Source organism: Pseudactinotalea sp. HY160, from assembly GCF_009372055.1.
Taxonomy (GTDB): domain Bacteria; phylum Actinomycetota; class Actinomycetes; order Actinomycetales; family Beutenbergiaceae; genus HY158.
In genome coordinates this window covers 25947-48410 of sequence record NZ_WHMT01000012.1, presented here as the reverse complement: position 1 = coordinate 48410, position 22464 = coordinate 25947, and the positions used below count along the sequence as shown (strand labels likewise).

The following is a 22464-nucleotide window of genomic DNA, read 5'->3' as shown; positions in this document are numbered from 1 at the left end:
TCAGCCCGCCCGTCCCGATGGGCCGCCGCGGAGCGCCGCCGCCGCGATCCCGCCCCACGTGGCGAGCGCCCCGAGGACCAGCGTGGTCAGCGCGTAGCCGAGTCCCGCGCCGGCCCGGCCGTCGCCGAGGAGGGAGGCGGTGCCGACCGCGAGGGTGCTGTACGTCGTGAACCCGCCCATGAAGCCGGTTCCGAGCAGCAGCCGCCAGGCTCGCCGGCGCCCGTGATCGGGGCCGCTGCGGGTGAGGCCCGCGAGCAGGAGCCCGAGCAGGAACGCCCCGGCGACGTTCACGGCGAGGATCGCGACCGGGATCCCGGCCACCGGCTCCCAGGCGAGGTCGACGGCCTCCCGCGCCGCGGTGCCGGCGGTCCCGCCGAGGGCCACGAGGCCGAGGGAGGAGGCGCGCAGGTGCGGCGGCCGCGCTACACCGGGCCCGGCCCGCAAGGGCGAGTCGAGGCCAGGATCGGGGTCGAGGGGCAGGGCGCGGTCACCGGTGAGACGGGTGGCCGGGGTGGCGGGGATGTCGTCGTTCACTGGACTCCATAGGGCAGACCGGGGTGGTCGAGCTCGATCTCGGTGAGACGGTTGTACTTCGCCACCCGTTCGCCGCGTGCGGGGGCGCCCGACTTGAGCTGGCCGGCGCCGGTGCCCACCGCGAGATCGGCGATGAAAGGATCCCACGTCTCACCGGAGCGGTGGGAGATCATGCACGCCATGCCCAGCTCGTGGGCGGTGCGGATCGCCTCGAGGGTCTGGGAGACCGTGCCGATCTGATTCGGCTTGATGAGCGCCGCATCGGAGTAGCCCGCCTCGAAGCCGGCGCGGATGCGCGCCGGATCGGTCACGTACAGGTCGTCTCCCACGAGCTGCACGCGCCCGCCCGCGGCGCCGGCCAGGGCGATCCAGCCGCCGGGATCGTCCTCGGCGAAGCCGTCCTCGAGGCTGCGGATCGGGTAGTCCTCGAGGAGGCCGAGGTAGTAGTCCACCAGGCCCGTCCGATCGAGCTCGATCCCGTTGATCCGGTAGCGGCCGTCGCCGAGGTGGAAGCTATTCGCCGCCGGATCGAGCGCGATGGCGACCTGGCCCACCCCGGGCGGGTACCCGGCGTCCGTGATCGCCTCGACGAGCAGGTCGAGAGCCGCACGGGGATCCGACACCGGGGGAGCGAAGCCGCCCTCGTCGCCCAGCCCCGCGCTGCCGAACCGGCGGCGCACGAGCGCGGCGAGCGCGTGATAGACCTCCGCGCCGATCCGGACCGCGTTCTCCTCGCTGCCCGCGGCGACCGGCGCGATCATGAATTCCTGGAACTCCAGGTCGTTCGCGGCGTGCGCGCCGCCGTTGAGCACGTTGAAATGTGGCACGGGCAGCCGCTCGCGTGCACCGGAGGCGCGCGCGATCCATTCGTGCAGGCTGAGCCCGGCCGCGTGCGCGAAGCCTCGGGCGGCGAGCATGGAGACCGCCACGACCGCATTCGCGCCGAGCCGTGAGTAATCGCCGGTGCCGTCGGCCTGGGCGAGCGCCCGGTCGAGGCTCGCCAGATCCGGCCAGTCGTGGCCCGTGAGCAGGGGTGCGATCCGCTCATGGACGCCGGCCACGGCCGCCCGTACGCCGCGCCCGGAATAGGCCTCGTCGTGGTCGCGCAGCTCGACCGCCTCGTGCGCACCGGTCGAGGCGCCCGCGGGGACGGCCGCGCGCAGCATCGTGCCGTCGGCGAGGCGGGCGCGGGCCTCGAGCGTCGGATAGCCGCGGGAGTCGAGGATCGTGCGGGCGGTCAGGTCGGCCAATCGCAGGGGGGCATTCATCGTTCGTCCTTTCGCCAGGGCAGTTCGTCCTCGCCGCTCACGGGGTTGAGCGGGATCACGACAAGCGGCCGATGCTGATGATGTGCGAGCTGCACCGCCACGGATCCGCTGAAGAACGAGTGGAGCGAGCCGCGCAGGCCCGCCTCGCGGGTGCCGACGACGATCATCGCCGCGTCGAGTTCGTCCGCCAGCCGGGCGAGTTCGCGGGCGGCGCCCCCGGCCAGCGCGCGCAGGCTCCATCGCACCCGGCTCCCGCGGAGCGCCGAGGCGATCGCTTCCCGCAGGCCGGGGTCGATCTCCGCCACGTCGGACTCGGCCGAGTCCGGGTCGATCGGCATCGCCACGACCGTGCCGTCGGGCAACTCACGCACCGGATAGCGCGAGGCGTCGACGAAGGCGCACACGAGATCGGCACCGACCTGCCCGGCGAGGATCGCGGCCTCGGCCACGACGGCGGCCGGCTGCCCGGGGATCACCCCGACGATGATCGGGCGAGGCCTGTCGGTCACGTTGCCTCCTACCTTCGGGCGCGCTCGCGCCGATCGGGTAGGGACCGTTGTCGGAGGAATCCGAGGTTGGCTGCGGCGAGCCCCACCGCCGCGACGTCCATGCGTCTGCACCCATTCTGGCACGCCCGGGTTCACGGGGCGAGTGGTGAGACCCGCCCGGCCCGCCGGCGGACTCGAGGAAATCGCTTGACGGCGGCCCCCGGGCGCGCCGTATCGTCGCGCTACTCACGCCCGCACCGCGGTCCGCGGCCGATCACCCATCTCAGCCCCCCCGGACCTGCCGGCGACGGGGACGGCACGAAGAGAAGGGGACGATCGATGTCCTTTCAGGCCTACCTCGACACCATCGAAGACCGGACCGGACTCACTCCGCGGCAGCTGGTCGACATCGCGACGAGTCGGGGCTACGACTCCGCCGACGTCAAGGCCGGCGTCATCCTCGACTGGCTCGCCACCGACTACGGCCTGGGGCGCGGCCACGGCATGGCGCTCGTCCACGTGATCAAGAGGGGCCCGCGCATCGACGCCGCGCACGTCGGATCCACCGGCCCGCACCGCGACGAGGCGGATGTGCTCTGGCTCGACGGCAAGGCGACCCGGCCCCGATGATCACGATCACGACTCGGGACGACGTCCGGTTGCCGGGGTCGTCGACCGCACGCTTCGTCGGCGCCGACCCGACAATCTCCAGATGCTGTGCATCCACGCCTCGCCGACGATCATCCAGGAGTTCGTGCCCGCCGCGGACGTGGTGAGCCGGCGGGCCCCGTGCGCAACCGTCCGCCCGCCCGCGGGCCCCGGCTCGGCCGTCACGGCCGCTTGCGCACGGCGTACCGGTGGAGAACGACACCCTGGGAGCAGGCGCGCTCCTCGAGCAGGTCGAGCCCGAGCGGTTCGGGCATGCGGTCGAAGAGCGGGCGGCCTGCGCCGAGGATCGCGGGGTGCGTGAACAGCACCAGTTCGTCGAGCAGGTTCGCCTCGAGTACCTGGGTCGCGATCGTCGCCCCGCCGATCCCGATCGGACCCTCGCTCGTCTCCCGGAGTTCGGCGAGCCGCTCGATCGCGTCCGATCCGATCACCCGGGTGTTGTGGCCGGCCTCGGTGCGGGTGCGCGAGACGAGCACCTTCGGCGCCGACGTCCAGATGCGCCCGTACTCGCGCAGGTACTCCGGCGCCGAGGCGTCGTCGGCGGCGCGCGGCCAGAAGCCCTCCATGATCTCGTAGACCACCCGGCCCTGAACCATCGCGACGAGCTCACGGGCCCGCTCGTTGAACACCCGGTGGAGCGACTCGTCGATGCGGAGCCAGTCCCCACCGCCGGACTCGCCCGCGGCATGCTCGATGCGCAGGTCGAGTGAGACGTTCATCCAGTACACGAAGGTCCCGGCCATCGGCTTCCTCTTCCCAGGATCGGGCGCCCCACGCTATGCCGACGCGGGCGCGGACACAATGGCGCGGCCGGAAAAAGACGTGACAGCGCTGCGTAGGGTGACGTCCCGAAGGGAGAACAGATGACTCACACCGACCGTCCCGATCCGGCCGCCCGGCTGCGGCATGCCTTCGCCGCCGCCGACTCCTCGAGCCGGCTCCAGGCCGCGCTCGCCGCCGGAACCGATCCCGAGCCCGACCAGCTGACGGTGCTCGTGGACCAGTGCGCGCTCGAGCCGGACTTCTTCGTGCGGGACATGCTCACGTGGGCCCTCACCCGGCACCCGGAGCACACGGTCGTTCCGCTGCTGCTGGCGCAACTCGACCGGGTGGAGCCCCAGGCCCGCAGTCAGGCCCTCCACACGCTCTCCAAGATCGGCGACCCGGCCACGTGGAGTGCCATCACGCCCTCCCTCCTGCACGATGTGGACGACGAGATCGCCAGGGCGGCGTGGCGCGCGGCGGTCGTGCTCGTCCCCTCCGGCGGGGAGGGGGCGCTGGCCTCCGAGCTGGCCGCCGAATTCGGGCGCGGCCGCCGGGATGTCCAGCTGAGCCTGAGCCGGGCGCTCGTCGCGCTCGGGGAGCGCGCTGCTCCGGCCATCGACGCGGCCGCGACGAGCGGCGAGGAGGCGGCCCGAACCCACGCGGTGGCGACCGGCCGGCTGCTCGAGGATCCCGACGAGGGATTCGAGTCGGCGATCTTCGAGGCTCGACGGCTCGTCGCCCTCGGGCCCTGACTTCCCGCCCGGCCGGTTCGCCCGGATCGGCGCTCCCGGTTCGTCCCGGCGGCGCGGCACTTGACCGGGGCCGGGCCGACCGGTCCACACTGTGACGTATGGACGGCCCAGCACGGCTCGAGTTCGTGGACGGCGCTGTCGACGGCCCGCTTCGGGGCGTGATCGGGGCGATCGTCGGGTACCGGGCCACCGGGGCCACGCCGTCCCTCCACCGGGGCGTGCCCTCGCCCTCGCTCACCTTGATCGTCAACCTCGATACGCCGATCGTCGTCGGTGAGCATGCCGGCGCCCTCGCCGACGGCTCCGCCCGGGCGTACGAGAACATTCTCGGCAGCCTGCACGTCCGGCCCGCCTACGTGTTCCAGCCGAGTCGGCAGGCGGGCATCCAGCTCGCCCTGCACCCGCTCGCCGCGCGGCGTCTCGTCGGCGTGCCGGTGCGTGAACTGTCGGATCTCTCGACCGATGCGGCGGACGTGCTGGGCGAGGGCATCCGGCTGCTGCAGGAGCGGATCGCCGACCAGGCGGGCTGGCCGCAACGGTTCGCGACGGTCGAGCGGTACCTGCTCGACCGGGCGGGGCGCGCGCCGTCCGTCGCCCTGGCACGCCCGGAGGTGAGCGCCGCGTGGCGCTGGATGGTCGCGAACCGGGGGAGGGGCCGGATGGACGATCTCGCCCGCCACGTTCTGCTCAGCGGCCGGCAGCTCACCAGGGTCTTCCGCGCCGAGTTCGGCGTGACGCCGAAGGCCGTCAATCGGCTCATCCGGTTCGACCGGGCCCGCCGGATCGTCCAGTCCCGCGTCCTGGCGGGCCGCGCGGTCCGGCTGGCGGACATCGCCCAGGAGACCGGCTACTTCGACCATGCCCATCTCGTGCGCGAATTCCACGGCTTCCTCGGCTGCAGCCCCACGGACTGGCTCGCCGAGGAGGTCGGAAACATCCAAGCCGGCGGGCATCGCCACGGGGAAGACTTGCGGTCATGACCACCGACGACACCGCCTCGGCCCCTGCACCCACCGTCTGGCCGGCACTGCAGGCCAGGGACGCGCACGCTCTCATCGAGTTCCTCGTGGAGACGGTCGGCTTCCTCAGAACCGCCGTCTACGAGGACGGGGGCACGGTCGCCCACGCCCAGCTCGACTGGCCCGAGGGCGGCGGCATCATGCTCGGATCGCACAAGTCCGGCGGCGAATGGTCCCTCGAGCCCGGCACGTTCGGGGCATACGTCGTGACCGATCACATCGACGAGCTCTACGCCCGCCTCGTCGCCGCCGGGGTGACGATCCTGCGCGAACTCGCCGACCAGGACTACGGCAACCGCGAATTCGCGATCGCCGACCCCGAGGGCAACCGCTGGTCGTTCGGGCCCTACCGCGGCGAGCCGCGCGCCTGACCGGCACGACACTCACCCCGGCTGACCTCGGCCCGCTCAAGGGGCCGTCCGTCCAGATCGGTACCCTCAACGCGAGCCGCACGGGCTACCCGAACGGGGGCCTCGCCTACCAGTGGCGGGGAGATCGCCCAGGGTCGCTAGAACTGTGTGGGTAACGGTCATAGGTGACAATGCGTACACATTGATACCGTGACAAGTGAGGTCTCGACCTGAGAGCTGCGCCCAGGATGTTGCCGCCTACCGCGAGGCGATCGACGCCGACGATGGCGCGCGCGTCGGTCTCGACGAGCTACGACGCGACCTGGCGCAGTGAGCTACCGTGTCGAGCCCGCCACCGCTGCTGCCCGCCGCGCTGCCCACCGCCGCGAGGTGTATGACCGCCAACGATCGTTTTCGGGGCGGATGCCGGCGACGTCGATCGGGGCCCGACTCGCCGAGCATCGGCCAATCGAAATTCATCTCCCAAACCCATGCGCACCGAAACTTGCGCTAGATCGTTTTCGGTTGCCCCGGTAGAATGGTCTGAGAGCCAGGAGAGGGGAGCCCCATCGTGGCTACGACGTTCGATATCGAGGAGCGCTGGCCCGAGTTGTTCGCGCAGCTCGACGAGACCCAGCGTCGTGCCGTGGTGCAGTCGCTCGCCAGCGCGTGGCACGAGGGGTGGACCCCGAACCGCGAGGATGTGGAGAACCTGACCGACGAGGCCCGCGGCGCGATCGACGCCGAGGAGTACCGCCGGCGCGCCCATGCAGCGGTGGAGCGTCAGCGAGCGATGCCCCAGCAGCGGGTGTTCTTTCGGGATGTGAAGCCGTATGAGGTCCCAGAGAAGCTGGAGGACTTGAAGGGTCCAGTCGGGGGTGTTGTCGATCTGCCCCACACGGTGCTATGGGCACCGGGCTGTGGCCGCGTCGATCTTGATGCGGAGGGAGGTGCAGGTCTGGCGTATCGGGCGGTGTTGTCCGAGGGTACCCTTGCCGACCAGGTGGCCGTCGTCAATCGCGACCGGCTCATGGCGGTGTGGCCGGGGCTGCTGTTGCCGCGGCGTGTTCGCGAGCTGTGGGAGGCTCGGTTCCCCGAGTTGCGTGCGGTGGTGAGTGCGTGAGCGCGGAGAGCGACGCGCAGCGGGAGGTAGCCCGAATCGCGTTGGCGGGCATCGCGGAGGCCGGGTTCGCACTGGCGGGCTCGGGTGCGATCCGTGAACATGGCGTGATCAACCGGCCGACCGAGGATGTTGACCTGTTCACCACGGAGCAGGACACTGACGAGTTCGCGAGAGCTGTCGAGCGCGTGGTGGCGGACCTGCGTGGGAGTGGATATGAGGTCGAGGAAGCCCGCCGGGCCGCGCACTTCGCTCGTTTGGCGGTGAGCACTGGCGAAGGGTTCCAGTTCGACGTCGACGCGATCCGCAGGTGGGGTCGGTTCACTGACGAGGAACTGGTGAGCGCGGCCGCCGCGCGTGATGCTGGATTCGAGGTGAGCGTGTTCGCCCAGCAGTTGGAGGCTGTGCGCAGGGTGACGCTCCTGGACGTCGAGCGGTATGGCATCAGCGCCGAGCAGTTGTCTGCCGTCAATGCGCGTTGCATGCAGTGGGCCGCGCACCTGCGTGGGCGGTCGGACGGTGCCGAGGTGGAGTCCTCGCGTCTGGCCGAGCTACAGCGCTCACGGCCGAGTGATGGTTTCCCGAGGGCTGCACCTCGGGCGACCAGCCAGCCACCGCGGACGGGACTGCAGAGGGGCCCCCAGGTGCGCCACGGCGGCCCGTACCTGCCGGGCCACGGTAGCGGGACCGGGCAGGGGAGGTGAGGCCGTCATGAGCAACCTCGTGGGTTACGTGCGAGTGTCGAAGCGCGAGCAGAACCCCGAGGCCCAGGGGGCCGAGCTGCGCGCCGCCGGCGCGGCGCGCGTGTTCGTCGACCACAGCGAGTCGAGCTGGGTCACGGACCGGCCACAGTGGCTCGCGTGCCTGGACTACCTGCGTCCCGGCGACACCCTCATGGTGCGTCGCCTCGACCGCATCGCAGGCAGCCAGACGATGGCGATCCAGACGCTCAATGAGCTGCACAAGGCAGGCGTGAACATCAAGAGTCTGACCGAGCCCGATATCGACACGACGACCCCGATGGGGCGGGCGCTGTTCGGCATCGTCGCCGTGTTCGCGCAGTTGCGCGTCGACACGATCCGGGAGAACACCCGGCGCGGCCTGGCGCATGCTCGTGCTCAGGGGCGTGTCGGCGGGCGGCCGTCGGTGATGACGCCCGAGCGCATCGACGCCGCGATGAGGATGCGTGCCGACGGACAGAGCATCGCGCGCATCGCGAAGGTACTCGGCGTGGGCGCCTCGTCGGTGTCCCGAGCCCTGGCCAAGGTGGACGCCGAGGCCGAGGCGACCGTCTCGTCGTAGGAGGTCCTGACCGTTCCTCCCCATCCTCCCGATAGCTGCAGCCCGGTCACCCTTCGGTGATTGGTCGTGACGCTGCCGACGGTCCGCGAGGTGGCGGACATCGTCGAGCTCGACACCCGCCTCGTCCGGTCGCGATGGGCGAGGATGGGTCCATGGCCGGGCGACACATCCTGTGGGACATGGGCGGCACCCTGCTCGACACGTATCCCGACGTCGAGCGCACGCTGGCCGCCGTCGTCTCCGAGCACGGCTCGACCGTGGATCCGCTCACCGTGGCGTTCCTGACCCGCGGCGGCCCCGGCAGTTCCACCGCGGGGGCGATCTCGGAGCTGTCGGCGCGGTTCGCCATCCCTCGCCGCGCGTTCGTCGGCGCCTACGACGCCCTGAAGCGGCGGTGGCGCGACGCTCCGCCACCGGTCATGCCGGGAGCGGGCGAGGTGATGGGCCGGGTCTTTCGAATGGGCGGGCTCAACCTCGTGGTGACGCACCGAGATCGCGCCAGTGCCGAGGCGCTCGTGGCCGCGCGCGGCCTCGAGGTGGACGACCTGATCTGCGCCCCGGACGGGTACCCGCGCAAGCCGGATCCGGCGATGTACGCGGCGATGCTCGAGCGGCACCACCTCGACCCCGCCGACTGCCTCGCCGTGGGCGACCGGGACGTCGACGTCGCGGCCTCCCTCGCGGCCGGCATCGCCTCGCTCCGGCTCATCGTGCCCGCACTTCCCGCCCCGGCCGTTCCGCACGGCACGTTCATCGGCGACCTCACCGAGGTCCTGCCGTTCCTCGGCTGATCCCGGCACCGACCCGGCCACGGGCGGGAATCGGCGTGCGCGGGCGCGGGTGGCGGTTGTAGCGTGAACGGGCCGCCGGTCCCGAGGCGGCAGTCGACTCCACCGGGGGAAGATGGACGCCTTCCTGATCGTGAGCGTGCTCGGGCTGCTGGTGATCGCGGCGGCCACCCTCATCGCGTCCCGGGTCGGGGTCGCCAGCCCGCTGCTGCTCGTGGTGCTCGGCCTCCTCGTGAGCCTCGTGCCGGCGGTGCCCGAGGTGACGATCGCGCCGGAGTGGATCCTCGCCGGGGTGCTTCCGCCGCTGTTGTACTCGGCTGCGGCCTCGATGCCCTCGCTGGACTTCCGGCGCGAATTCACGGCGATCGGCAGCCTGTCGGTCGTGCTCGTGATCGTGAGCGCACTGCTCACCGGGCTGTTCTTCACCTGGGTGATCCCGGGACTCTCGCTCGCGTGGGGGATCGCGCTCGGGGCGATCGTCAGCCCGACGGACGCGGTGGCCACCTCGATCGTCAAGCGGACCGGAATCTCGCCCCGGGTGATCACGATGCTCGAGGGGGAGGGGCTCCTCAACGACGCGACGGCGCTCGTGCTGTTGCGCGCGGCGATCGCAGCCACCGCGGCCGCGGTCTCGATCGTCGGGGTCGCCGGTTCCTTCGCGCTCGCCGTCGCGGTGGCCGCCGCGGTCGGGTTCGCCGCCGGTCGCCTCAACCTGGCGGTGCGCTCGCGGGTGAGCGACCCGACGGTGAGCACGGTGCTCTCCTTCACCGTGCCGTTCCTCGCCTCGGTGCCGGCCGAGCTGCTGCACGGCTCGGGGCTCTTCGCGGCCGTGATCGCCGGGCTCGTGACCGGCCGCGGTGCCGTCCGGCGGATACCGTCGCAGCATCGGCTCGCCGAGCAGCAGAACTGGCGCACGATCGAACTCCTGCTCGAGGGTGGGGTGTTCCTCCTCATGGGGCTCGAGCTCACCGGCGTCCTCGATCAGGTGATCCGCGACCACGACGGGTATGGACTGGCGATCGGGGCCGCGGCGGGGGCGCTCGGGGTGACCGTGGCCGTGCGCACCGGGTACGTCGCGCTGCTCGTGGCGTCGCTGGGGTGGCGGGCGCGGCGCCACCGGCGACTGCGGCCACGGCTCGATGCCGTGCAGGAGCGCATCTCCCAACCCGGTGCGGACGAGCGCTGGGCGGAGAACGGCAGGCGGGGCCGGCGTGGGCGGCAGTGGACCCTCGAGCGGGTGCGCGTCCGGGTGGCGCGGCTCTCCGCCGACATCGACTACTTCCTCGCCCGGCCCTTCGGGTGGCGCGAGGGCACGGTGGTCGTCTGGGCGGGCATGCGCGGGGTCGTGACGGTCGCCGCCGCCCAGACCCTCCCCGCCGACACCCCGCACCGGTCGCTGCTCGTGCTCATCGCGTTCATCGTGGCGGCCGGCTCGCTGCTCCTGCAGGGCAGTTCCCTCGGCGCCGTCATCCGCTGGGCCAAGCCGGACACGGAGTCCCCGGTGGTGCTGGCCGCCGAGCGCCGCGCGCTGCGCGAGCTGCTCGAGGAGGCCGCCGCCGGGGCGCCGGCGGCGGCCTCCCAGCTCGCCGTGCTCGCGGCCCAGCGGGACGCACTGCTCGACGCGCGCGACAGTGGCCGCTACTCCTCGGCCGCGCTGAGCGGCGCCCTCGAGGTGCTCGACGCCGAACAGGTCCGCCTCGAACTGCTCGGCGAGGGCTGATCGCCCGCCCGAGTCGGCTCGACCTCACCGGGCCAGTACGCTGAGAACCCCGACGCGCCGCACCCCCGAGAGGACCCCCGTGGCCGCAAGTCTCTTCGCCCTGCTGGACGATATCGCCGTGCTCGCCCGGGCCGCCGCCTCCTCGATCGACGACGTCGCAGCCGCCGCCGGCCGCGCCTCCTCGAAGGCCGCCGGCGTGGTCATCGACGACGCCGCGGTCACGCCCCAGTACGTGCAGTCGATCAGCCCGAAGCGGGAACTGCCGGTCGTGTGGCGGATCGCCCGCGGCTCGCTGCTCAACAAGGCCGCGATCATCGTGGTCATCATGCTCCTGAGCGCCTGGGCCCCCGGGGTGTTCCCGTGGTTGCTGCTGGCCGGCGGCACCTACCTCGCCTACGAGGGCGCCGAGCGCGTGTGGCACTGGCTGCACAGCCGGCACGCCCCGAAGGCGTCGGCCGCCGAGGTGCTCGAGCGTCCGGCGGCCGACGAGGACAAGATCGTCGCCGGCGCCGTGCGCACCGACCTCGTGCTCTCCACCGAGATCATGCTCATCTCGCTCGCGAGTATCGACGCCGACGGCTGGGGCATGCGCCTGGCCGTGCTCGTCGTCGTGGCGGTCGTCATGACCCTCGCCGTCTACGGGGCGGTCGCGCTGCTCATCCGCATGGACGACGTCGGCCTCTGGCTCACCCGCCGCTCCGCCGCCCTCGCCCGCAGCATCGGGGCCGGCCTCGTTCGGGCGATGCCGAAGGTCTTCTCCCTCATCACGGTCGTCGGGATCGTCGCGATGCTCTGGGTCGGCGGCCACATCCTCGTGACGAACCTGGCCGAGGTCGGCTGGACCGGCCCGCACCACGTGGTCGTCGCGGCGACCGAGGCCGTCGGCGGGCCGGGCGCGCTCACCTGGATCATCGACTCGGCCCTCTCCGCCGTCGCCGGCCTGGTGTGGGGAGCGGTGATCGTCGTCGTCGTGGGCGCGATCGGGCGACTGCTCGGAAAGCCAAGCCTCGCGGGCGAGCAGACCCACTGAACCGACACAGGAATCGCTTACGCTGGACGTCGGAGTCGCGTTGGTTCGCGAATCGCACGGAAGGGAACGTATCTCGGGGGCTACGGGGTCGCAGTCTCGGCCGCCGTTGGCAGCGGCTCATCCGGGCAGGTGCTCAGGACGTCGCGCATTGCCGAGCGTTCCTCCATGGTGACAGTCAACTCGTAGGCGAGTTTGACGGCGACCTGCCGTGCGACGAACTCGCATTGAAAATCTTCCATGTCAGGTAACCAGCTTGCAGCATCGTGTGCCCCCTTCTGCTGATTCGCGGCTCCTTGTACAGCCAGCAGATTCAGCGGGTCGTTACCAAACTCCTGCAGGACCTCGCTCTTCCAAGTGTCGGCGCCTGTGGCCCAGGCGTTTGCCAGGGCGACCACGTGGTCGATCTGAACGTCGCCGGATGTGGCGGCGCCGCGCTCGAAATCGATGGTAGCCCCCGTGTAGGGGTCGTGGAGTAGCCCCGTCTGGACCGTACATCCATTGGTGCCGGCACGAATCGTGATGTCGTCGAGGTCACGCCGGAGAACGTCGTTTCGTATGTCACAGCCGTTTCGATCTTGGTCGTATGAGCGGTACGAAAACGCATCCCGCTCGTAGTCCGAGGACGCGGCGTGCGCTGCGACGGTGAGACGTTCGAGGGCGTCCAATGCCAACCGATCCCGTGTCGACCCGCGGCCCGACTCCGGGTCTGACGGATGCTCGGTCTGCGGGGCCGATGACGGAGCATCGGGCTGACCTGTGGATGTTTGGGATGGTGCAGAAGGGGCACCCATCGCAGCGGGTGACGACGTGACAGGCAGTCCCGACAAGAAAATGGCGACGGCCGAAATGAGCAGGCCCGAGATCGCGGATGCGAGCACGATCCAGCGCCTCGCGCTCCCTCGCCGCGCAGGTCGTAGCGGCAGGTCCGCTGTCGCGGCGCTGGTACGAGGAGGCGGGGGAGGCGGTAGCGGACCGGTCGAGGACGGAGCCATGAAGACTGATCATGGCACATCCGCAATGATCGCGATGCCCGGGAAACGCGATAGAGGCGGCTTGCCGCTCACATCGTCCAACAGAGACATCTCCGTGATGGAAGCTGTCTGAGTAGTCACGGAGACTTCGCTACTATGAGGAGCTGAGGGCCGATCGGTTGAACCGGTCCCGCGGAAGTCATAGTTGATAGGCGTGAGGATGGGATGGGGGCTGGGAGAAGCGTGGCGACGTACGAAGGAGCCATAGGGGTGCCGCTCAGACCTGTGTTCCTCACAGGCCTCACAGTGGTTGCGGCAGTTATTCTCACGGTGCTCGGATTCGGGACACTTCCGTGGTGGTGTTCAGTCGCTGGCTATGTATTTGGGGCCCTCCTCACCGTGGGTCTCATGTCGTTCTACCGAGGTGAGAAGGCCTCGCGCCGGAGCCGGCGGTTTCGCCCGAATCCGATGGCTGACCGGGTCATGTCATGCCTCACCGTGATCGGTGTCCTCGCCGGCATCATCTGTGCGGTCCAGGTTGCCATCGAGGTGGCGAAGTGGTGAGCCGGTGGATTCGGCGAGTGGCGTCGATCGTACTGGCAGCAGTCCTCGTCGGCGCGGCCGGGACGGCCGCCACTGCCGCCACCGACCTGAGCGAGCCAGGCTCCCAGAGCTTCTCCGAGCTTGCCGCATGTACGGCGGAATCCGGCACGCTTCTCGCGGCTATCGTAGTCGACGAGTCGCTCAGTCTGCGGCTGACGGACCCGGAGGCGCGGCGTGTCGGAGCGGTGCTCACCGCGCTCGACTCGCTCGCACGCCTGGGGGAGCGCACCGAGCTCGACGTCGAGGCGAACCTCGCCGTGTTCGGGGACGAATTCACCGAACTTGTGGGCTGGGGCGCGGTCGTGGCCGAAGGTGCGCACCTCGAGAAGCTCCGTGCGGCCGCCGAGTCGGAACTCCCCGGTCGTGATCGTTCCAACCTCACCGACTACCGGAAGGCGCTCTCGGGCGCCCAGAACTCGCTCGCCCGACGCAGCACTGAGGTCGATGGCTCCTCGTGCAAGATGGTGCTCTGGCTCACGGACGGCCGGCTGGACGTCGACGGAGTGGGGGACGCACCGGCAACCGACGCGGCCCGCGAAGACCTCTGCCGCCCGGGGAAGATCGTCGACGGCGTCCGTGCTGACGGCGTCGCGATCATCGCTATGGGCCTCATGACGTCGGAGGGGCAAGCCGCCACGGACGATCTTGACCGCAACCGGCTGCAAGCGATCGCCGAGGGCGTTGCTGGAACGGAATCCTGCGGTACGACGCCTGTTCCGGCGAACGTCACCAATGGCGCGTTCCTCAATGCCGAGGATGCGAACGCGCTCAACAGGCTCTTCGCACAGATGGGCGCATTGCTCGAGGGCCTGACACCGGGTGAATCATTCAACTGCCCGGATTCGGACTGCGTCGACGGGCGCCTGCAGATCCCGGTGGATCCCGGTGTAGGCGGCTTTCGGCTCGTGGTCGAGGTGGACCCGGGCGCACCGGACCTCCAGTTGGCCGCCCCGGACGGCACGACCACGGTGCTCGATTCACGGGTCTCGAGCATCTCGGGCGCGACCACCAGTCTGCTGGAGAGCGGCTCCCTGCAGACCGTCGACGTAGCGACCTCGGGCGGCGCCGAGGCGACAGGCGTGTGGACGCTCATCACCGACCCGAGCGTCACGGCCCTGGTCGATCTCTACTACTTCTGGGACGTGACCCTCACAGTCGAGGCGCCGGCCGGAGTGGTGATCGGCGAGTCGAGCCCGGTGACGATCGTGGTGCGCGATGCAGCCGGTGCTCCGATCGACCTGTCGGCCTACGAATCCGCAGATCTAGTCGCGGGGATCGACGGCATTGAGACGATATTCGCGCCGACGGGCGAGGGCTGGACAGCCGACGTTGCGGTTCCGGTGGATGCGGCCGTCACGTCCATGCAGGTGCATGGGAGCGTCTCGGCGGTTACTGCTCCGCATGGGATCGAGCTCGGGCCGATTCGCGTCGAGCGTCAACTCACTACCGAGTTTCCGCCGTCCTTCCCGACGTTGGCTCCGGCACAGCTGGACTTGGGGCGCATGGAGGGCAGCACGTCGGCCGAGGCGGTCCTGACGGTGACCGGCGCGGAACGGGGAGGGACGCGAGTCTGCTTCGGCGCGGCCGAGTTGATGGCCCCCGCGGCCGCCGGGAGCGTCTCTCTGGCCCCGGACGTCGACTGCGCCGACGTGGACGCGGGCGCGACTGTCGAAATCCCGGTGAGGCTCGACGTCGCGGACGTGGCCGACGGGCGGGTCGCCGGGACTCTGCCCGTGCAACTCCACGGGGTCGATCCGGGCGAACCCATCGCCGTGGACGTACCGGTGACCGCCACGATGATCCGGCCCATCAACCCTACGACTGCGCTCGGACTTCTCCTACTTCTCGTGCTCGGCGCCCTGCTCTGCGCATGGGCAACAGCCGTGGTGACCCGGCGGTGGTACGGCAGCTATCGGCTCGGCCGCTTCGCGAAGTATGTCTCGGTGCCGGTCACCGTCGGGGCCTCCGGGCCACGACGTCGGGACGACGCCCCCGAACTCGTGTCGCCGGCGGAATTTCGCGCGCTGTCGCCGTCGGCGCGGGGCCGGCTCATGGAGTTCACGGCGGGTCCCGTCGAGCACAGGGTGAAGTTCCCGATCTTCCCGCTGGCCGAACCACGCGCGCTGGTCCGGGGCGCGCACGGTACGGCGGTACCCGTGACACACAACCCCCGCAGCACAACCGACCCGGCTGAGCGGCTTACTGACTTCCCCGGCAGCGTGGGCTTTGTAATCCTCACCGAACGGCCACTCGCGGGAGCCGCTCCGGAGACCATCGCGGGCACCCTCCTCCTCGTGATCGACCCCGGCGACACGTCCACCGTGGCACAGCTCCTGCCTGATCGATTGGCCGAACTGGCGCGGGTGAACTGGAGCGCCGAGGTCACTCGTGCCCATGAGGCGTGGGAGGCGTTGTCCCGACCAGCGGGGAAGCAGGCCGATCTCGCCGCCGGGTCACGAACCGGCGCCGACCGTCGCGGACGAACGCCCGCTGCGGGCAATGCGCCCACCCCGCGCGACCACACGGATCCGGCCGCGGCGTCCGCACCGCCACCACCCCGTTCGGGCCCAGGCGCTCCGCCACCGCGCGGCGCCACACCGGCGTCCCACGATGCGGCACCGCCGCGGACCCCGGCGCGTAGCGACGGCGATAGACCGCACCCCCCGCCCGCCCAGGTACCCCCGCCCCCACCCCCGCGGCGCTAGCGTCCGTTCCGTTCCCTAGTCCGCCCCCATAGTCCAAGGAAAATACATGCTTCGTCCCTTCTTGCTCGTCGGCGTCGGCGGCTCTGGTGGAAAGACCCTGCGCGTGGTTCGTGAGGACCTCGAGCGGCGGCTCTCCCAGGCCGGCTGGAACGACGGAATCCCCGACTCCTGGCAGTTCCTCCACATCGACGTGCCGACGACCGCAGACGGCAACGAACGCGACCTGCCGCGGCAGCTGCCCGAGCGCTCGTACCAGGGGCTCGTCAGTTCCGGCATCGACTATCGCACCCTGGACGACGCGCTCGTCCAGGCGGCGGGCAAGGAGGCGCGGGGTGCGCTCGGAGGCTGGCGACCGGATCCGGACAAGGTCCACGTTCCCGCCAGCAAAGGGGCCGGGCAATACCGGGCGCTCGGCCGGGTCATCGGATTGTCACAGTTGCCACGGATCGCGACTGCGATCCGTGGGGCCCGCCGCCAGCTCACCGGCGCGGAGGTCACAGGGCAGCTCCAGCGACTGAGCGAGGCACTCGGCAGCGACGCCCGGGCTGTGGCCGATGATCCGCAGGTGATCGTCGTCGGTTCGATCGCGGGTGGCAGTGGCAGCGGCGCGATTCTCGACGTATGTGACGTGATCCGTTCACTCGGCGACAAGTGGGCGAACGAGAGCGTCGGTATCCTCTATTGCCCGGACGTCTTCGACGACCTTGAGGAGAGCCTTCGGCGCGGCGTCAGACCGAATTCGCTCGGTGCGTTGGCGGAGTTGATGAACGGCTATTGGAGCACCGACGGTCCGAGCTCGAGTACGAGCGAGCTGTTCCAGGCTGCGGGAATCTCAACCGGCTCGAGCCGGCGGCTCGGCCCTCGCTTCCCGTTCCTCGTCGGTGCGCGCAACGAATTCGTCACGTACAAGACCCAGAACGACGTCTACCGGGCGATCGGCCGCTCGATTGCCTCCTGGGTCGCGAGCGCCAGCCTGCAGGATCGCCTCTCCGCCTATACACAGACGCAGTGGGCCGCGACCGCGCAGGCCGTCACGGACCACCTGCGCCTCCACCCGGGCGGCACCGAGACTCCGTTCACAGCCCTCGGCTCGGCCCGCGTGGGCCTCGGCCGCGACCGATTCCGGGACTATGCCTCCGAGCACCTCGCCCGCTCCGTGATCGAGGTCGTGACCGATAAGCACGAGTCGCGCCGCAGCCGCAACGACGAGCGTCCACAGGCACAGCTCATCCAGGAACAGGTGACGAACGCGTTCCGCGGGTTCGTCATGGCGAGCGGACTCGACGAACGTGGCGAGGACCGCAACGAGATCATCGACGCGCTGCAGAGCCACGAGACCCTCAAGCAGGCCGGGCGGGACGTCATCGGACAGGTTATGGATGCGCTCAGTGCCGCCGCCCCGGCGAAGGGCTACACCACCGACGACGCCCGCGTGCGAATCCGCAACGAGGTGCTCGATCGGAAGGCGCGCTTCGGGGCCGACCTGAGTGCCATCCGCGTGCAGAACGCGCAGGCGTGGGTCGACGATATCCAGCTGCGGCTCACGAACGTCACCGCCGACGCCGTGGCCAAGCATGGCGGTCAGGTCGCCGGCGGCCTGCTCAAGCGGCTCGGTCTCGAACTCAGCGAGGTCCGTCAGGAACTTCGCAGCGAGGCAGAGCACCGCCGCCGGTGGGCGTCCGACCTCGAGACCGAGATCGGCAGCGTGCTCGGCTCGAACCGGAACGTCACCAAGGACGAGGTGGACCGGGCCGCCGACCGAGCCGTTCAGACCCTCGAGTGGGAACAGGAGGCCGAGGTCCGGGAGATCGCCCTCGTTCTCATCGCCGACCTCACCACGAACTTCCTCGAGCCACTCACCGAGGCCATCGACCACGGAGTTGAGGGGCTTCAGAATGAGCTTGCAAGCGGATCAGACGGTCGCGGTTCCGTGGTTTCGAGTTGGCCACAGGGCGACATCATCCCCGGGCGCCTCAAGCCCGCCCCAAACGAATTCCTGCTCGAGGATGTGGAGACGTTCCCTGCCACACTCGGATCGTTGATCAGCCGAACGGTCGGCCTCGATCGGGAGCAGGAGGCGCGCGACTCCGCGGAGCGGCAGGTGCTGCTCGGGGCGCCGGATCCCGCGAACCAACGGGCGATCACAATTGCGCGGCGCTGGGTTCCCACCGATCCGCGCTTCCAGCGGAGTGTCGCGGCGGGACCGAGCCGTGCCGCGATATCGATGGCGAGTTCCGTGCACGACATCCATGAGCGGGCCGTGGCCTGGATTCAGAGTCCCGGCACCACGATCGGCCGGTATATGCAGGAGGGGTTGCGCAGCTATCTCTCGGATTCCGTCGCGCCGAAGGATCACGCGGAGCGGCTTCGTCGCTTCGAGGGGCAATTCCTCGCGGCACTCAACGCCGGAGCCCCGCTCGTCAACATCAACACCTCCGTCCTCACCCGGGTGCATAGTCGCGAGATCCGCTACTCGCGCCAGTTCAGCGAGATCCCGTTGCCCGAACGGTCACCAGCGCGGGCCGCGCTTATGCGGATCCTCGAGGCGCGTAAGGAGGCTGGGCCGGGCGTCGAACAGGCGTTCTCAGATTCCGAGGTTGGGTTCATCGACGTGTTCACCGTGCTTGCGGAGCCGTACGAACCGGTCGTCTTCGACAGCCTCATGCGCCCGATCGCGAGCGATTGGGGTTCGAAGAAGGTCACGGACGTCGATCGGGAGGAGTTCTGGCGCTGGCGCCGGGCACGCCCCCTGCCGGAATCGCTCCCGCTCCACCCGGTCTCGCTCACGGCCATGATCCGGGGCTGGTTCGTGGCGGGCCTGCTCAAGCAGGTGCAGAGTCGGCCGCTACAGATCCACGTGCCGGCCGGTACGTCCGGACCAGCCGGGTTCATCCCGTTCGAGAGCCCACTGCTCTCCGGCGATGGCGAGGGCGCCGAGGCACTCCCGGAGGTGCTTGAGTCACTCTCGCTCACCCTCCTGCGGGTGAACGACGAGGAGTCGCTTGAGCCGATGCGCCCGTACTTCCGGCTGCTCGATCTCGGCGAAGGCGTGACCTCGAAGATTCCCACCGAACTGAAGAACTGGATCCAGGACGGGGCCCGGAGCCAGGACACCGAGCGCGACCTCGCCACCGCGGCGGAGCGGCAGACGGCGATCAGGTCCCATATCGAGGGAGTCGCGGCCGGGTTCGACCGACACTTCGCCACCCAGGAGCAGTCCCATGACCTGCTTGGTTTTCCGGGATCCTTCGATCTGCAGCATGCCATCCGGTCAGTGCTGCGCGACCTCTATCGTTCCGTGGACTCGTTCGTCGACGATGAGGGAGTGTTCCTGTAGTGGAGAACATCAGCGTCATCGTCGCCGGCAGCTCGAGCGTTGCGACGGACGTCCGCGCGCTAGCCGCGTCCTGGGTCAGCCAGGGCATCATCGGCCCGTCGCTGTGGGTCGGCGGCGAGGACGTGATCGACGAACCCGGCATGCCGATGAGGGTGACTGCGACTTTGCTCGAGGTCGACGGAGAACGTCAGGTCGATCTCTTCACCTACCTGGGCAAGTACCGGCTCCGCCTGCTTCGACTCGTCGTGGCGCATCTCGCGACGGTCTCGGGTGTCAACGCGCGGGAACTCACCGAACTGGGCATCAGGATCGGCCAGGCGATGCGCGACGCCCTCCCGCGCGAACACTCCGGCGTCGACGTGTCGCGATTGCACCGCTCGGTCGTGGTCATCCCCGCCTCTGGGGTCACGGGCCTCGATCCCCGAATCCTGGCGCCGAGCTGGGAGGCCAACGTGGTGATCTCGCCCGAGGACCGACCTGACCTCGACCGGATGTCGATCTTCGTCCGCCCTGATCGGAACTACGTTGGACACGCCGCCGCTGCCCTCGCCGCAGGGGCCGGGATCATCCGTGGGATCCCGGACGGTGCATTCGACGAGGTCACCCTCGACTCCTCGACCCAGCCCGGCGACCTCGTCGTGGCGCGGGTGTCGATCCGGGCAGTGGTCGGAGAGCGTGTCATCGACGTGATCGCTCGGCGTGTCCTCGATCCCGCCACCCTCGCTCCCGACGGCGCGGCGCGGATAGTCTCCTGGGGATTGCCCGCGAGCGAGCCTGATCTCATCGCACAGCGAGCGGCCAAGTCCATCCTCGCCGACCCCGAGTGGGCTGCCGCGGCCCCGCCGGATTCCGGTGCCCCGCGCTCATCGAAGGAACCGCTCGGGGTCGCGCTCCTCGACGCCGCGCGCTTTAACCTACGGACCGCCGCGGCGGTGGGCGTGTGGACGTTCAGTCGGGGGCGATCGAATGTGGAGCGTGTAGCCACCGGCCAGATCGTCGGAACGTCCGCGGGCGCCTTTGTCACGATCGGACCTCGCGCCGTCGATCACGCGGCCTCCGTCGCCCACGGCATCCTCGCCGCGCAACAACGAACGGCCGATGATGAGATCGCCTATGAGGCGACCCGCGGCACGCCCCCCGCCCCGAGCACGTGGATCAGGCTCCGGGACCTCGCCTTCTCGCTCGCGGACGGCAGCCCGATGACGGGGGGCGAGGAACCGGTCCAATTCGGCAGGCGCGAGATCCTTGCTCCGGGGGACGTCGTCCCGGCCCCGGGCACCGGCTACCAGTGCGGCGACGGAGCACAGATCGACGCACTCGATCTCACAGCCCTCTCCGATTACCGCGAGGCGCTCAAGGTGCGACGACGCGCTGCCACCGATGCGTTGGAGCCCCTCGACACCGGCCAATACGTGACGGCGGAGCACGCCGAGGCGGCACCGGTGTCCGAGCCGGAGACGGAGGAGACAGCCTCGGATGGGGGTCGGTATTCGACCGGGCACGGCGAGGGGGCTGTCACGGCCGAGGAGTCGGACGAATTCGGTCCGGATCCCGTCGCCGGTCCCGAGGCGGGCGACCCATCGGCACCGGATGATTCGTCCGAGCCCGAGGACTCCGGCGATAGCCCGACGTCCACCGACCCGAGGCAGACTGTGGAGGAGCTGCGCCGCAAGGAGGAGGAGTTCACCGCGTGGTACGCCGAAAACACCCGTAGCGTGCTCTCGCGAGTCGGCGTGGACGTCGAGCGCCGATTGCGCATGCACGAAGCGAACCGCCGCCGCTTCCTCGAGCGGCGCCACGACGTGACCGCCCCGGCCACGGATGCCCTCGAGCACGCGAAGAAGAAGCTGCTGCGACGCTGGTGGGGCTGGAGTGTCGGCGGCACGCTCGTGACTGCCGGTATCGTCGCATGGGCACTGTGGATCGCCGAGAACCCCGACTGGATGCGCGTGAGCATGGCCGCCGGGGTGGTCGTCCTGTTCAGCCTGCTCATACTGGCCTTTGCCAGCCATTCGTTCTACAAGGCGTTCCGAAGTTACGAATGGGCAATCGCCACGGTGCTTGCACAGCAGCGCCACGAGACCGCGCAATTCCTCTGGGAGGGCAAGCAACTCGCGCGGCTTCGGGTGTTGTTCGCCGGGTGGCGTGCCTGGGCCGAGGTCATCGCCGAAGTCGTGCATCAGCCGTGGGGCCCGGTGACGGAGCACTACGCGGATCTCAGTCTTGAGGTGATCGACCAACTCCCGGCGGCGATGGCGGTTGCTCGCCAGGCGGAATCTCAACTCGACATCGACGATGCTCTCGTGGTCGCCGCCTATCGGGCCATCTATCGGGAGGGCTGGGCGGATCAGGCGTTCAGCGAGGGGTACGAGCACTTCTCAGAACGGTCACAGCGGGCCCGAACCGCCGGATTTCTCGATGTCGACATCGATGTGACCGGCAGCGATCTGGGCGCCCGGAGCCAGTTCCTCCGGCTGTGGCAGTCGGGCGCGGTTCGCACGTGGCTCGGCGGGCGCCGCACGGAGCGACTCCGAGAACTGAGCAGCCAGGGTGGACTCGACGTGCCCCACAGGGTCGTCGGGCGGATCGGCAAATACTCGGACGGCAGCATCCAGGAGGAACCCTTCTATTTCCTGCCGATGATCACGAGCGAGACGACGCTCGTGCAGGAGGTCTTCACCCCCCGGGCCCTGAGCGAGAGCCGTCATTACATCAAGGCGGTGCGCATCTGGCTCCCGCCGGTGGCGCAGGCGACGGCGGAGGCCCAGTCGATGCTCGATCAGCCGGGGGTGGCGGCGAAGAACTCGGATACCGCCACTGCGGTGCGAGTAGACCTGTCGACCCGGCTGCGCCCGCAGGAGGTCGCGATCTTCGCGGGTTCCGCCGAGGTGCCTGCCCAGCCGATGACGGACTATTCCCACGGGCTCCTCGACGTGTCCGTGGAGAACGTAGCCACCGAGAACGAGTTCTTCTGAATGGTCTTGCGCCGGCACAGGACGCGCGCGGACGTTACCGCCCCCACCGGAATATCGCCCCGCTCGCG

The 22464-nt window shown here is 70.0% G+C and carries 18 protein-coding genes and 1 pseudogene; 14 read left to right on the top strand and 5 right to left on the bottom strand.

What is annotated here, in order from left to right:
- The 3 genes from GCG21_RS11630 to GCG21_RS11620 are packed head-to-tail and all read right to left on the bottom strand — an operon-like array spanning window position 1 to window position 2311.
- Window positions 1–534, bottom strand: a complete 534-nt coding sequence (locus GCG21_RS11630) for a CrcB family protein (RefSeq protein WP_370517477.1) — start codon at window positions 532–534, stop codon at window positions 1–3.
- Window positions 531–1802: a phosphopyruvate hydratase gene (eno, locus tag GCG21_RS11625; RefSeq protein WP_152909851.1), complete on the bottom strand. Its 1272-nt coding sequence runs from the start codon at window positions 1800–1802 to the stop codon at window positions 531–533. The genes GCG21_RS11630 and eno overlap by 4 nt, the downstream gene beginning before the upstream one ends.
- Entirely contained in the window at window positions 1799–2311 is a 513-nt protein-coding gene (locus GCG21_RS11620) for a universal stress protein (protein WP_370517476.1), read from the bottom strand. The genes eno and GCG21_RS11620 overlap by 4 nt, the downstream gene beginning before the upstream one ends.
- Before the next feature lie 318 nt (window positions 2312–2629).
- Here GCG21_RS11620 and GCG21_RS11615 point away from each other — a divergent pair, with 318 nt between their 5' ends.
- Window positions 2630–2920: a DUF4287 domain-containing protein gene (locus GCG21_RS11615; protein ID WP_152909850.1), complete on the top strand. Its 291-nt coding sequence runs from the start codon at window positions 2630–2632 to the stop codon at window positions 2918–2920.
- 200 nt (window positions 2921–3120) lie between these two features.
- On the opposite strand, the gene GCG21_RS11610 is transcribed toward GCG21_RS11615, so the two are convergent.
- Window positions 3121–3702: a dihydrofolate reductase family protein gene (locus tag GCG21_RS11610; protein WP_152909849.1), complete on the bottom strand. Its 582-nt coding sequence runs from the start codon at window positions 3700–3702 to the stop codon at window positions 3121–3123.
- 120 nt (window positions 3703–3822) lie between these two features.
- On the opposite strand from GCG21_RS11610, the gene GCG21_RS11605 reads away from it, so the two are divergent.
- The 9 genes from GCG21_RS11605 to GCG21_RS11560 all read left to right on the top strand — a co-directional run bounded on the left by GCG21_RS11605 (window position 3823) and on the right by GCG21_RS11560 (window position 11805).
- Window positions 3823–4476: a HEAT repeat domain-containing protein gene (locus GCG21_RS11605; RefSeq protein WP_152909848.1), complete on the top strand. Its 654-nt coding sequence runs from the start codon at window positions 3823–3825 to the stop codon at window positions 4474–4476.
- Between the two features lie 98 nt (window positions 4477–4574).
- Window positions 4575–5456 (top strand): helix-turn-helix domain-containing protein, encoded by an 882-nt coding sequence (locus GCG21_RS11600; RefSeq protein ID WP_152909847.1) that lies wholly within the window; start codon window positions 4575–4577, stop codon window positions 5454–5456.
- Complete coding sequence (locus tag GCG21_RS11595; RefSeq protein WP_152909846.1) at window positions 5453–5866, top strand: VOC family protein; 414 nt, start codon at window positions 5453–5455, stop codon at window positions 5864–5866. The genes GCG21_RS11600 and GCG21_RS11595 overlap by 4 nt, the downstream gene beginning before the upstream one ends.
- 550 nt (window positions 5867–6416) lie before the next feature.
- Window positions 6417–6968 (top strand): hypothetical protein, encoded by a 552-nt coding sequence (locus GCG21_RS17305; RefSeq protein WP_370517475.1) that lies wholly within the window; start codon window positions 6417–6419, stop codon window positions 6966–6968.
- Window positions 6965–7669, top strand: coding sequence for a nucleotidyl transferase AbiEii/AbiGii toxin family protein (locus tag GCG21_RS11580; RefSeq protein WP_153878242.1), 705 nt, complete (start codon window positions 6965–6967; stop codon window positions 7667–7669). Before GCG21_RS17305 ends, GCG21_RS11580 begins: the two co-directional genes overlap by 4 nt.
- A 7-nt stretch (window positions 7670–7676) precedes the next feature.
- Window positions 7677–8267, top strand: coding sequence for a recombinase family protein (locus tag GCG21_RS11575; RefSeq protein ID WP_152909845.1), 591 nt, complete (start codon window positions 7677–7679; stop codon window positions 8265–8267).
- Window positions 8268–8419: 152 nt separating this feature from the next.
- On the top strand, window positions 8420–9058 hold the full coding sequence (locus tag GCG21_RS11570) for an HAD-IA family hydrolase (RefSeq protein WP_152909844.1): 639 nt from the start codon (window positions 8420–8422) through the stop codon (window positions 9056–9058).
- A gap of 112 nt (window positions 9059–9170) precedes the next feature.
- Window positions 9171–10775, top strand: a complete 1605-nt coding sequence (locus tag GCG21_RS11565; RefSeq protein WP_152909843.1) for a sodium:proton antiporter — start codon at window positions 9171–9173, stop codon at window positions 10773–10775.
- A 79-nt stretch (window positions 10776–10854) separates the two neighbouring features.
- Entirely contained in the window at window positions 10855–11805 is a 951-nt protein-coding gene (locus GCG21_RS11560) for a DUF808 domain-containing protein (protein ID WP_370517474.1), read from the top strand.
- An 80-nt stretch (window positions 11806–11885) separates the two neighbouring features.
- Here the strand turns inward: GCG21_RS11560 and GCG21_RS11555 are convergent, their stop codons facing one another.
- Entirely contained in the window at window positions 11886–12470 is a 585-nt protein-coding gene (locus tag GCG21_RS11555) for an HNH endonuclease family protein (protein ID WP_227993713.1), read from the bottom strand.
- A gap of 549 nt (window positions 12471–13019) precedes the next feature.
- On the opposite strand from GCG21_RS11555, the gene GCG21_RS11550 reads away from it, so the two are divergent.
- The 4 genes and pseudogenes from GCG21_RS11550 (at window position 13020) to GCG21_RS11535 (ending at window position 22396) form a co-directional block, all read left to right on the top strand.
- Window positions 13020–13340 carry a hypothetical protein gene (locus GCG21_RS11550; RefSeq protein WP_152909841.1) on the top strand — a complete coding sequence of 107 codons (321 nt, stop codon included), beginning with the start codon at window positions 13020–13022 and terminating at the stop codon, window positions 13338–13340.
- Window positions 13341–13882: 542 nt separating this feature from the next.
- Window positions 13883–16084, top strand: a complete 2202-nt coding sequence (locus GCG21_RS11545) for a hypothetical protein (protein WP_194165058.1) — start codon at window positions 13883–13885, stop codon at window positions 16082–16084.
- A 46-nt stretch (window positions 16085–16130) separates the two neighbouring features.
- Window positions 16131–17234, top strand: a pseudogene (locus GCG21_RS17300) (tubulin-like doman-containing protein); the annotation flags it as partial.
- A gap of 2186 nt (window positions 17235–19420) precedes the next feature.
- Window positions 19421–22396: a hypothetical protein gene (locus GCG21_RS11535; RefSeq protein ID WP_152909838.1), complete on the top strand. Its 2976-nt coding sequence runs from the start codon at window positions 19421–19423 to the stop codon at window positions 22394–22396.
- The last annotated feature ends 68 nt before the right edge of the window (window positions 22397–22464 follow it).